Origin of the sequence: Providencia sp. PROV061 (assembly GCF_011045655.1) — a bacterium.
In the GTDB taxonomy this organism is placed as follows: Bacteria; Pseudomonadota; Gammaproteobacteria; order Enterobacterales; family Enterobacteriaceae; genus Providencia; species Providencia hangzhouensis.
The window spans coordinates 2,395,877-2,408,082 of record NZ_CP042861.1 but is presented as its reverse complement, the minus strand read 5'-3'; the positions used below and the strand labels follow the sequence as shown (position 1 = coordinate 2,408,082).

Annotated in this window: 12 protein-coding genes; 10 read left to right on the top strand and 2 right to left on the bottom strand. The window is 42.9% G+C overall.

The window, feature by feature from the left end:
- Positions 1 to 48: 48 nt before the first annotated feature.
- Both FVA72_RS10925 and FVA72_RS10920 read right to left on the bottom strand, forming a co-directional pair.
- Positions 49 to 1,026: a bile acid:sodium symporter family protein gene (locus FVA72_RS10925; protein WP_094960550.1), complete on the bottom strand. Its 978-nt coding sequence runs from the start codon at positions 1,024 to 1,026 to the stop codon at positions 49 to 51.
- A gap of 60 nt (positions 1,027 to 1,086) precedes the next feature.
- The gene (locus FVA72_RS10920; protein ID WP_110591743.1) at positions 1,087 to 2,130 is read right to left on the bottom strand and encodes an oxidoreductase; all 1,044 of its coding nucleotides are present in this window, start codon (positions 2,128 to 2,130) and stop codon (positions 1,087 to 1,089) included.
- Between the two features lie 128 nt (positions 2,131 to 2,258).
- Here FVA72_RS10920 and FVA72_RS10915 point away from each other — a divergent pair, with 128 nt between their 5' ends.
- From FVA72_RS10915 to osmB, 10 genes are all read left to right on the top strand, one after another.
- Entirely contained in the window at positions 2,259 to 2,699 is a 441-nt protein-coding gene (locus FVA72_RS10915) for a DUF2569 domain-containing protein (protein ID WP_094960548.1), read from the top strand.
- An 84-nt stretch (positions 2,700 to 2,783) separates the two neighbouring features.
- Entirely contained in the window at positions 2,784 to 3,365 is a 582-nt protein-coding gene (gene rsxA, locus FVA72_RS10910; RefSeq protein WP_004254254.1) for an electron transport complex subunit RsxA, read from the top strand.
- Positions 3,365 to 3,979: an electron transport complex subunit RsxB gene (gene rsxB / locus FVA72_RS10905; RefSeq protein ID WP_004254251.1), complete on the top strand. Its 615-nt coding sequence runs from the start codon at positions 3,365 to 3,367 to the stop codon at positions 3,977 to 3,979. Before rsxA ends, rsxB begins: the two co-directional genes overlap by 1 nt.
- A complete protein-coding gene (rsxC, locus tag FVA72_RS10900; RefSeq protein ID WP_110591744.1) occupies positions 3,972 to 6,545 on the top strand; it encodes an electron transport complex subunit RsxC in 2,574 nt (857 codons plus the stop codon). The genes rsxB and rsxC overlap by 8 nt, the downstream gene beginning before the upstream one ends.
- 11 nt (positions 6,546 to 6,556) lie before the next feature.
- Positions 6,557 to 7,642: an electron transport complex subunit RsxD gene (rsxD, locus tag FVA72_RS10895; RefSeq protein WP_004254245.1), complete on the top strand. Its 1,086-nt coding sequence runs from the start codon at positions 6,557 to 6,559 to the stop codon at positions 7,640 to 7,642.
- 10 nt (positions 7,643 to 7,652) lie between these two features.
- A complete protein-coding gene (rsxG, locus tag FVA72_RS10890) occupies positions 7,653 to 8,282 on the top strand; it encodes an electron transport complex subunit RsxG (RefSeq protein ID WP_036957719.1) in 630 nt (209 codons plus the stop codon).
- Positions 8,282 to 8,998 carry an electron transport complex subunit E gene (locus FVA72_RS10885; RefSeq protein WP_110591745.1) on the top strand — a complete coding sequence of 239 codons (717 nt, stop codon included), beginning with the start codon at positions 8,282 to 8,284 and terminating at the stop codon, positions 8,996 to 8,998. Before rsxG ends, FVA72_RS10885 begins: the two co-directional genes overlap by 1 nt.
- Positions 8,999 to 9,017: 19 nt before the next feature.
- Positions 9,018 to 9,659 carry an endonuclease III gene (gene nth, locus FVA72_RS10880; RefSeq protein WP_004254236.1) on the top strand — a complete coding sequence of 214 codons (642 nt, stop codon included), beginning with the start codon at positions 9,018 to 9,020 and terminating at the stop codon, positions 9,657 to 9,659.
- A 139-nt stretch (positions 9,660 to 9,798) separates the two neighbouring features.
- Entirely contained in the window at positions 9,799 to 11,742 is a 1,944-nt protein-coding gene (locus FVA72_RS10875; protein WP_110591746.1) for an exoribonuclease II, read from the top strand.
- Between the two features lie 201 nt (positions 11,743 to 11,943).
- Complete coding sequence (gene osmB, locus FVA72_RS10870; protein WP_110591747.1) at positions 11,944 to 12,162, top strand: osmotically-inducible lipoprotein OsmB; 219 nt, start codon at positions 11,944 to 11,946, stop codon at positions 12,160 to 12,162.
- Positions 12,163 to 12,206: the final 44 nt, after the last annotated feature.

Here is a 12,206-nt window from a genome sequence, read left to right as displayed (position 1 = left end):
ACAGCAAAAAACATGAGGGGTTGTTACTAATCCCCTCAATATTTGTGCTTATTTGGTCGATAATCGTTTAGCATAACGCTGTGCAAGTACAGCACTGACCATAAGTTGTATTTGATGGAAAATCATCAGTGGCAATAAGATGACCCCTACTGTCGCAGCAGGAAACAAGACGTTCGCCATTGGGACTCCGTTAGCTAGGCTCTTTTTCGAGCCACAAAACACGATAGTAATCTCATCTTCTTTGCTAAAACCTAGCAACCGTGCAGCCAATGTATTGAATACAATGATAATAAATAAAATAACGCAAGTGACAACCACAATCATAAAGAGTGAAAATGCGTCTATTTTCTGCCAAATCCCCTCGACAACCGCTTCACTAAATGCCACATAAACCACTAACAATATTGAAGACCGGTCAGTCATATTCACTAACTTACGATTACGGTTAATCCAATTGGCAATCAATGGTCGAGATAAATGCCCCACAACAAATGGCAGCATCAATTGCATTAAAATAGACCCTATTGCATTGAGCGTATCCATGGCTTGGCTGCCATCAGCATCCATCAATAAACCAACTAAGATTGGTGAAAGAAAAACCCCAAGAATGCTTGACGCTGATGCACTACAAATAGCCGCGGCAATATTTCCCCCGGCCACCGAGGTGAAAGCAATTGCTGATTGTACAGTTGCAGGTAAAGCACACAGGTATAAAAACCCCATATATACTGTAGGTGACATCCATTTAGGTACAATCACCGCAAGTCCTAAGCCTACGATAGGAAATACAATAAATGTACTCGCAAAAACCAAGAGGTGGAGACGCCAATGCCCTATTCCTGCCATTATTGATTCACGAGATAACTTAGCCCCATGCATAAAGAACAATAATGCAATTGCAGCAGTAGTTAAATATTGAAACCCCGTTTTTATATCGCCTTCACAAGGAAAAAGGCTGGCTAGAATGACAACGCCAATCATGATAAGTAAAAATGGGTCGATTCTCAGTTTAGCTAGCAAATTCATTCGATTATCCATAATAAAAGCCAGTTATGTTAACTGGCCTTATAGTGTGCGTTAATGACGTTAAAATATTGCTTCGATTATGCGTTTTTCTTTTGCCGAACGTATGCCTGCTTCAATAAGCTTCATAATATCTATTGCTTCACTCGGTGTGACGGGGTTTGGTTTACCATGGCGAATCGCATCATATATCCCTTGATAATAACCACCATAATTACCGTGTTGGTTTGGCCACGATTGTGTTATAAGCTCATCACCTTGTGACAACGTCACGTTACCCATATTGGTATCAACTCCCCAATCAGCCCCTTCTGGTCGTTTGCCAGCTTTTAAACAGTCTTCTTGGGTATCTAAACCATATTTAACATAGCTACCATTCATTCCATGAATAACATATATCGGTGTTGGTGCAGCAGCTAATGTTGTTGCATGCAATACAACCTTCTTATCTGCATATTGCAAAACAGCATGAAAGTAATCCACTGCCTGTGCATTAGGGCGGATCATAGCAAGATCAACGTTGATCCCTAAAGGCCTACCAAAATACTGCAGGACTTGATCCAACAAGTGCGGCCCTAAGTCGTACCAAATACCTGCTCCAGGAATATCAGCTTCACGCCAACGTTGCCTAACTAACGGGCGATAACGGTCAAAATGTGATTCATAATATTTAATATCGCCTAGATTACCTTCTTCTAATATTTTTTTAACTGTTAAAAAACCTGAATCCCATCGGCGGTTATGATAAACCGACAATAATTTTCCTGCTTGCTCCGCTTGTTGTTTTAATTGTTCTGCTTGTGAGACATCTAATGTAAATGGTTTATCGACAACGACGTGCTTCCCTGCTGCTAATGCCGCTTGAGCAAGAGGAAAGTGAGTATCATTAGGCGTAGGAATAACGACTAGTTCGATATCTTTATCAGCAAAAACAGCTTCCGGAGAGGCGGCAACATGAATATTTGGCCAATCTGCCTTAACCTTACTCGGGTCACTGCTAGAAATCGTTGTTAAATCATACCCTTCTAAAATACCAAGGAAGGGAGCATGAAATGTTTTACTGGCATAGCCATATCCGATGATCGCGACTTTAATTGGTTTAGACATTTAGACCTCATACAACGATAAACTCAGGTAGAGATAAAAAGTACCATCAGAAGGAATGAAATGGCAAATAAATCTATGATAGGATTGTAGATTGTCCAGCGAATTTGCCAAAATGGGTTTGATTAATTATGACTTCAGTTTATGACGCTAACCGCATCACTGGCTGGCTATTAGTTCCAGCGATCTATTTGTTATTAACCTTTTTAGCTGTTTGCAGTATGACTGTTATGTATTGCATTAAATTTTATGAGATTGTCACGACTGTTGATCATTGGACAAGTTTTATTCCTGCCGCTTGGTATCTGTCATTTGCCATCGCTGTTGGGATGACTATTTTCAGTATTCATGTACTGCAACTGATGTTTTCCCGCTCAAAGCATTTCCCCCGCCGTTTTATTATTTGGCTACTCATTTTGTTATTATTAGGTATAAAAACCTTCGCATTTTCACCTATTGACGATGAAACCGCTTTGCAGGTCTTAGCATGGCCTTTAATTGGCGCGGGTTTCTTTGTCCCTTATCTAAAACGCTCTCAACGTGTGAAAATGACTTTCACACAAGATCGATAAGCATCACATAAATTGCTTGATATCATAATGATAGTTTAACTGGCTTCGGCCAGTTTTTGTTCTTTTTTCATTTCAGGCAATAGCATGACTGATTATCTATTACTCTTTGTTGGAACAGTGCTGGTTAACAACTTCGTTCTCGTTAAATTCCTTGGCTTATGCCCTTTTATGGGCGTCTCAAAAAAACTCGAACCGGCCATTGGAATGGGCTTAGCAACGACGTTTGTTATGACATTAGCATCAATCAGTTCTTGGTTGATTGACACACTTGTCCTTATTCCTCTCGATCTTGTCTATCTGCGGACGCTAAGCTTTATTTTAGCGATTGCTGTTGTTGTACAGTTTACTGAAATGGTGGTCAGGAAAACGAGCCCAACGCTTTACCGTTTACTCGGTATTTTTCTGCCTTTAATTACCACCAACTGTGCGGTTCTTGGTGTTGCCTTATTAAATATTAATATGTCTCATACTTTTATGCAGTCTGCCGTGTACGGTTTTGGCGCTGCTGTGGGTTTTTCATTAGTTATGGTTTTATTTGCCGCTATTCGCGAACGTTTAGCTGTTGCCAATGTTCCTGCCCCTTTTAAAGGGTCATCAATTGGGTTAATTACAGCTGGCTTAATGTCTCTCGCGTTTATGGGCTTTAGTGGTTTGGTGAAATTCTAATGATGTCTGTATGGATTGCTATCGGTATATTAGCCGTTTTTGGCCTGATATTTGGGCTGATGTTAGGTTACGCCTCATTACGCTTTAAAGTTGAAGCAGACCCTATTGTCGAACAAGTTGAAGCAATATTGCCTCAAAGCCAGTGCGGTCAATGCAGTTATCCTGGCTGTCGCCCTTACGCCGAAGCGGTTGCAAATAATGGGGAAATGATCAACAAATGCGCCCCTGGTGGCGAGCAAGTCATGCTAAAAATCGCTGAGTTGCTTAATGTCGACCCTCAGCCGATTGATGGCGATGAAGCCGCGCAAAACCCCGTTCGTAAAGTGGCTATTATCGACGAAGAAAACTGCATTGGTTGTACTAAATGCATTCAAGCTTGCCCTGTTGATGCCATTGTTGGCGCAACCCGCGCCATGCATACTGTGATTGAAGACTTGTGCACAGGCTGCGACTTATGCGTCGCCCCTTGTCCTACAGATTGTATTGAGCTTGTTCCTGTGAAAACGACTACAGCCAATTGGAAATGGGATTTAAACACTATCCCAGTAAAAAATATTAGTGTTGAACCCAATGAACAGCTTGTCACTAAAGCAAGAGGTGAAACTCATGCTTAAGCTCTTTAATTGGTTGAAAAAAGATAATATTTGGGATTTTAAAGGTGGGATCCATCCGCCTGAAATGAAGCTACAATCTAGCCAAACACCGATGCGTATTGCATCAGTGCCCAATGAGCTGATTATCCCATTACAACAACATTTGGGCCCTGAGGGAGAGCTAATTGTTCAGGTTGGCGACTCCGTATTAAAAGGCCAGCCATTGACTAAAGGGCTTGGGCGTACTGTACCTGTTCATGCATCAACTTCAGGGGTGATCACTGCAATTGAACCTATGGTAACGGCACACCCTTCAGGCTTAAAAGAATTGTGTGTGCGTATTGCAGCCGATGGCCATGATACATGGTGTACTTTGTCCCCAGAGCCTAATTACGTTCAACTAACCCGTGCTGAATTACTGCAAAAAATTGAACAAGCTGGGATAGCCGGCCTCGGTGGTGCAGGTTTCCCAACCGCATCAAAATTGGCCGGTGGTCAAGATGCGATTAAAACATTAATCATTAATGCAGCTGAATGTGAGCCTTATATCACAGCTGATGATAGGTTAATGCAAGAACACGCACAGGAAGTCATTGAAGGCTGTCGTGTTTTACAGCATTTATTGAACCCTGACCAAATATTAATTGGTATTGAAGACAATAAACCCGAGGCTATCCGTGCCCTAAAAGATGCTGTCACCTCGCAAGATAAACAAATATTCATCCGAGTTATACCAACAAAATACCCATCAGGTGGTGCCAAACAGCTGACAAAAATTTTGACGGGAAAAGAAGTGCCATCCGGTGCGCGTTCTTCACAAATTGGTGTGTTGATGCAAAACGTCGGTACTGTCGTCGCCATTAAACGCGCGGTTGTTGATGGCCAGCCATTGATTGAGCGTGTGGTAACCGTTACTGGTGAAGCCATCAGTAAACCGGGTAATTTTTGGGCGCGTTTAGGCACTCCGGTTAAACATCTATTACAGCAATCAGGTTTTAACCCAGAGCCAGAACAAATGGTGATTATGGGGGGGCCTTTAATGGGCTTTACCCTACCCGACCTGAATGTCCCTGTCGTAAAAATTTGTAACTGTTTACTGGTTCCCACAATGGAAGAAATGGGACCTAAAGCACTAGAAGAAGCGTGTATTCGTTGTGGGTTGTGTGTCGATGCCTGCCCAGCCGGGTTACTTCCTCAGCAACTTTACTGGTTCAGTAAAGGAGATGAACACGAAAAAGCGCAAAAACATAATTTATTTGACTGCATAGAGTGTGGTGCATGTGCTTATGTGTGCCCAAGTAATATTCCGCTAGTGCAATATTATCGTCAAGAAAAAGCAGAAATTCGTGAAATAGCTCAAGAAGAGCGCCGTGCCGCTGAAGCAAAATTGCGTTTTGAAGCAAAACAGTTGCGTATGGAACGTGATAAGCAAGCGCGGGAAGAACGTCATAAAAAAGCTGCTGTACAGGTAGATAGCGCTGATAAAGATGCCGTTAATGCAGCTTTAGCCCGGGTTAAAGCCAAACAAAGTGCGACAACCGAACCAATTAAGATTGTTTCCGGTGAATTACCAGACAATAGTGCTGTGATTGCTGCTCGCGAAGCCCGTAAAGCACAAGCACGTGCTAAACAGGCGGAAAAACTGGCCAATACACCAGTAGAACCTACTGATATAGAGGCCACGGATGATCCTCGCAAAACTGCTGTCGCAGCTGCCATTGCACGAGCGAAGGCCAAAAAAGCCGCACAAGCGCAATCTGCAACTGAGCCAGTTGCTGAAACGGTCACTAACGCTGAGGTTGACCCACGTAAAGCGGCTGTCGCAGCTGCCATTGCACGAGCGAAAGCCCAAAAAGCCGCACAAGCGCAATCTGCAACTGAGCCAGTTGCTGACACCGTCACTGACGCTGAGGTTGACCCGCGCAAAGTGGCTGTCGCAGCTGCCATTGCACGAGCGAAGGCCAAAAAAGCGGCTCAAGAGCAACCTGCAACTGAGCCAGTCGCTGACACCGTCACTGATGCAGAGGTTGACCCACGCAAAGCAGCTGTCGCAGCTGCCATTGCACGAGCGAAGGCCAAAAAAGCCGCACAAGCGCAATCTGCAACTGAGCCAGTTGCTGAAACGGTCACTAACGCTGAGGTTGACCCACGTAAAGCGGCTGTCGCAGCTGCCATTGCACGAGCGAAAGCCAAAAAAGCGGCTCAAGAGCAACCTGCAACTGAGCCAGTCGCTGAAACGGTCACTAACGCTGAGGTTGACCCACGTAAAGCGGCTGTCGCAGCTGCCATTGCACGAGCGAAGGCCAAAAAAGCCGCACAAGCGCAATCTGCAACTGAGCCAGTTGCTGAAACGGTCACTGACGCTGAGGTTGACCCACGTAAAGCGGCTGTCGCGGCCGCCATTGCACGAGCGAAAGCCAAAAAAGCAGCTCAAGCAGAACAACTCGCACAAGAAGAGCTTACACCCGCCGCTGAACAACCCATTGAAGAGGAAACCGACCCTCGAAAAGTTGCCGTTGCCGCTGCGATCGCGCGAGTAAAAGCAAAGCAAGCACAAAAACAACATGAACAAACGACTACAGAGTAAGTGATAACGAGATGAAATTTAGGCCAATTGATGCGAAAAATCGCCGTTTAAAAATTGCTAGCGCACCATTTACTCATAACAATCAAAGCACCAGTTTAGTGATGCTTTGGGTACTTTTAGCAGCAATACCGGGTATTGCTGCTCAAGTTTATTTCTTTGGCGTTGGCACCTTATACCAAATTATTTTAGCGGTGCTAACAGCGGTTATCACAGAAGCAGTTTCTATTCGTTTACGCCAACAACCTGTGGTTCCTGTACTAAAAGATAATTCCGCCATTGTGACCGCATTATTATTAGCTATCAGCCTACCTCCGCTCTCACCTTGGTGGATGATCGTATTAGGGACATTTTTTGCTATTACGATTGCTAAGCAATGTTATGGTGGATTGGGGCAAAACCCTTTTAACCCTGCGATGGTGGGTTATGTCGTTTTGCTAATATCATTCCCTGTTCACATGACAAACTGGCTACCTCCACATGAATTACAAAATATGTCGATTTCTGCACTTGATAGCCTATCCATTATTCTCAGTGGCCATACTCCAACAGGTATTACCCTCGAGCAACTACGTACAGGCATTGATGGCATGAGCCAAGCGACCCCGCTTGATAGCTTTAAAACGGGCCTACTGACTCATTCTATTTCTGAAGTATTACAACAACCTATTTTACAAGGTTCCTTAGCGGGAATTGGTTGGCAATGGGTGAATATTGGCTATTTAGTGGGTGGTTTGTTCTTATTACAGCGCCGTATTATTAGCTGGCATATTCCGGTTTCGTTCTTAGGTACATTGGCAGTTTTATCTATTGTTAGTTATTTAATTGATGATAGCCAACATGCGTCGCCATGGGTTCATTTATTGTCTGGTGCCACTATGCTAGGGGCATTTTTTATTGCGACTGACCCTGTCACCGCATCGACAACGCCTAAGGGACGGATTATTTTTGGTGTGATTATCGGTTTTCTTGTTTGGGTGATCCGTGTATACGGTGGTTACCCTGACGCTGTTGCTTTTGCCGTGTTACTCGCCAATATTACTGTTCCATTAATTGATTACTATACGCAACCTCGTGCGTACGGTCATGGACATAAGTAAGGATAACCGTATGTTGAACACGATGAGACGCCATGGGGTAACGTTAGCCATCTTTGCAGCAGGAACCACTGCGCTTAGCGCTGCGGTGTACACGTTAACGAAAGAGACCATTGCTGAGCAAGCTGCTATTGTTCAGAAAAAACTACTCGACCAAGTGATACCAAGTGATTTATATGACAATGACCTCGCAAAAGAGTGTTATTTAGTCACTAATGAGGCCATACTGGGTAATAAACAACCTAGGCGCTTGTATCTAGCCCGTAAAAATGGCGAACCTGTTGCTGCTGCCTTGGAAACAACAGCATTAGACGGCTACTCAGGCGCTATACATTTATTAGTCGGTACAGATTTTCACGGTACAGTACTGGGAACTCGTGTTACAGAACATCATGAAACACCTGGGCTTGGTGACAAAATTGAGACACGAATATCTGATTGGATTACTTATTTTAGTGGTAAAAAAATAACCTCTGATAATGACCCTAAATGGGCAGTTAAAAAAGATGGAGGTGAATTTGATCAGTTTACTGGGGCAACAATTACACCCAGAGCAGTCGTCAATGCCACTAAACGTACTGCGGTATTTATGCAACAAATTCCACAACAATTATCGAATTATCCACGCTGTGGGGACGAATAATGAGCGATTCATCTAAAGACTTATTAGTGCAAGGTTTGTGGAAAAACAACTCTGCATTAGTTCAATTATTAGGGCTTTGTCCGCTGCTCGCTGTGTCATCAACAGCAACCAACGCATTAGGACTAGGCTTAGCGACCACATTAGTCTTAGTTTGTACTAATGTTGCCGTTTCTGCTTTACGTCGTTGGGTGCCATCAGAAATTCGCATCCCTATTTATGTGATGATTATTGCTTCTGTTGTTAGCGCGGTACAAATGTTAATCAACGCATATGCTTTTGGTTTATATGAATCTCTCGGGATCTTTATTCCGTTAATCGTTACCAACTGCATTGTGATTGGACGCGCAGAAGCCTATGCATCTCGTAATCCTGTTGGGCTATCTACCCTTGATGGGTTTGCTATGGGCTTAGGTGCAACCGCGACCTTGCTTGTTCTAGGAGCAATTCGTGAAGTTTTAGGGAATGGGACCTTATTTGATGGCGCTGACTTGTTACTCGGTTCTTGGGCTACCTCCCTTCGTATTGAAGTATTACATCTTGATTCTCCATTTTTACTCGCTATGCTACCGCCTGGTGCCTTCATTGGCCTAGCACTACTATTAGCTGCGAAATACTTAATTGATGAAAAAATGAAAAAAAGAGCCGCACGACAATCTGGTATTCAACCAGAACGTGAATATGAAAAACAGCAAGGTTGCGGCAGCCATATTTCTTAACAACGATATTTTGTGAGCAATGAATAAATCAAAACGCATTGAAATTCTAACTCGTCTACGGGATAACAACCCACACCCTACAACGGAGTTAGAATTTAACTCCCCTTTTGAGCTATTAATCGCCGTTTTATTATCAGCTCAAGCTACTGACGTGAGTGTCAATAAAGCGACAGCAAAGCTATATCCTGTAGCTAATACGCCTGAAGCTATTATGGCACTCGGTGTGGATGGAATAAAAGAGTACATTAAAACCATTGGCTTATTTAATACCAAAGCTGAAAGCGTCTATAAAACCTGTCAAATTTTAATCGAAAAGCACAACAGCCAAGTCCCTGAAAACCGAGAGGCTTTAGAAGCTTTACCGGGTGTTGGCCGCAAAACGGCAAATGTGGTTCTTAATACCGCATTTGGCTGGCCGACTATCGCCGTTGACACGCATATTTTCCGTGTCTGCAATCGTACTAACTTTGCTCCTGGTAAGAATGTCGTTGAAGTTGAAGACAAACTCCTTAAAGTTGTACCTGCAGAGTTTAAAGTAGATTGTCACCATTGGTTTATTTTGCATGGACGTTATACTTGTATTGCCCGCAAACCCCGCTGTGGCTCTTGTATTATCGAAGATTTATGCGAATTTAAAGATAAAATATATCCAGAAGATTGACCAAGATACTATTTTGAATAGGTTATAGATAAACGATACTTTTAATCATGAATCTAGCCGGTAACGCATTTTTTCCTTGCTCTAAGACTTTGTCTTACGTAACAATAGAGCCAAACCCAATATTAATTAAACGGTAAGTATGTTCCAAGACAACCCACTGCTCGCACAGCTTAAACAAAAACTACATGCCCAAACCCCACGCGTCGAAGGGCTGGTAAAAAGTACAGAAAAAGGCTTTGGCTTTCTCGAAGTTGATGGCCAAAAAAGCTATTTCATTCCGCCTCCTCAAATGAAAAAGGTCATGCATGGTGATCGTATTATTGCTACGGTTCATACCGATAAAGACCGTGAATTTGCAGAACCAGAAGAACTGGTAGAACCTTTTTTAGATAGGTTTGTTGGGAAAATACAAAAGAAAGAAAATGATAACCGTTTATTTGTCATTCCCGATCACCCATTACTGAAGGATATGATTTCTTGCCGTCCTATCAATGGCATTACTCATGAGTTTAAGCAAGATGATTGGGTTGTTGCACAAATGCGACGCCATCCATTAAAAGGCGATAAAACCTTCTACGCTGAAATTACTGAGTTTATCACTGACGGAGATGATCATTTTGCACCATGGTGGGTAACGTTACGCCGTCACCAATTAGACCGTAATGAACCGCAAATGGTTGATAGCGAACGTGATGACCAAGGTATTGAACGAGTTGATTTAACTCACTTGCACTTTACAACCATAGACAATGCAAGTACTGAAGATATAGATGACGCACTCTATGTTGAAAAAACCGATAATGGTGACTTAAAACTGTATATCGCTATTGCTGACCCAACAAGCTATATACCAGAAGGTAGCGAACTCGATAAACTGGCTTTAGCCCGTGGCTACACCAACTATTTACCGGGTTTTAATATTCCAATGCTACCGCGCAAATTATCTGACGACCTGTGCTCTTTGCGCCCAAATGAACGTCGCCCTGCTTTAGTCTGCATTGCACTCATCAAAGAAGATGGTCGCATTGACGATAATATTGAGTTTTTCAGCGCTTGGGTCGAATCAAAATCTAAATTAGTTTATGACGAAGTCTCTGATTGGCTTGAAAATACAGGCAGTTGGCAGCCAGAAAATGACACTGACAAACAACAAATTTTGCTGCTTAAAGAAATGGCAGATAGGCGTTTACTATGGCGCGAAAACAATGCACTCGTGTTCAAAGATCGCCCTGATTACCGCTTTGTATTAGATGACAAAGGAATTGTGGTTGATATCGTGACTGAACGTCGCCGCAGCTCTAATCGCATTGTTGAAGAAGCCATGATCACCTCTAACCTCTGTGCTGCCGCAGTACTGAAAGAAAAATTAGGATTTGGCGTATTTAATGTGCATATGGGCTTTGAACCCCTACAAATTGACCAAGTCGTGCAAACGCTTAAAGATAATGGCATTGAAACAACGGCTGAATCATTATTATCACTAGAAGGCTTCCGCCAACTACGCCGTCAACTAGATGCACAGCCGACCCAATTCCTCGATAGCCGCATTCGCCGTTACCAAACTTTCGCAGAAGTCAAAGCTGAGCCCGGCCCGCATTTCGGTTTAGGGTTTGAAGCTTATGCGACTTGGACTTCACCAATTCGTAAATATACCGATATCGTCAACCACCGTTTAATCAAATCCATTATTGCTGGTAAACCTTCAACGAATAAGCCATCCGAAGAATTATCAATCAAGTTAGCCGAACGTCGTCGTGCAAACCGCATGGCTGAACGTGATGTGGGTGATTGGCTCTATTCTCGTTACTTAAAACCTTTTGAAGGTACGGATACCAAATTCCCAGCTGAAATTATTGATATCACTCGCGGTGGCGTAAGAGTCCGTTTGGTAGATAATGGTGCTGTAGCTTTTGTTCCTGCGCCTTTTATTCATAGTGTTCGTGATGAGATCCAATGTAGCCAAGAAACAGGTAATGTACTTGTTAAAGGTGAAATAGCTTACCAACTTAACGATATTATCAATGTCACCATTAATGAAGTTCGTATGGAAACACGTAATATCGTCGCTAGACCAGCCGAATAACAGCTTTTCTGCTACTCTTTAAAGACCATAGTTTGAAACCTATGGTCTTTTATTTTTCTATCTACTTTTTTACAACCTAAAATTCGCATTAAACGTTAAACTGCAAACACTTTTCCATATTTTTTCCTGATTATTCTTATTCGTAAATTTACCTATCATGATATTTTGTTAACTGTTAAATCTGTATTAAGGGTCATTAAAATGAACACAGTAAGCAAGCGTATTTTATCATTCATGGTGATAACTACTGTCGCTATCAGCGTCAGTGCCTGTTCAAATATGTCTAAACGCGATAAAAACACAGCGATTGGTGCCGGTGTAGGAGCTGTTGGTGGCGCTGTATTGACAGGCGGAAGTTCCATAGGAACCGTAGGTGGTGCGGCTATTGGCGGAATTATTGGACACCAAGTAGGCAAATAAATCTCATAATATCCTTTAGTCGCTCTCCTTAATCTAAAATAGCG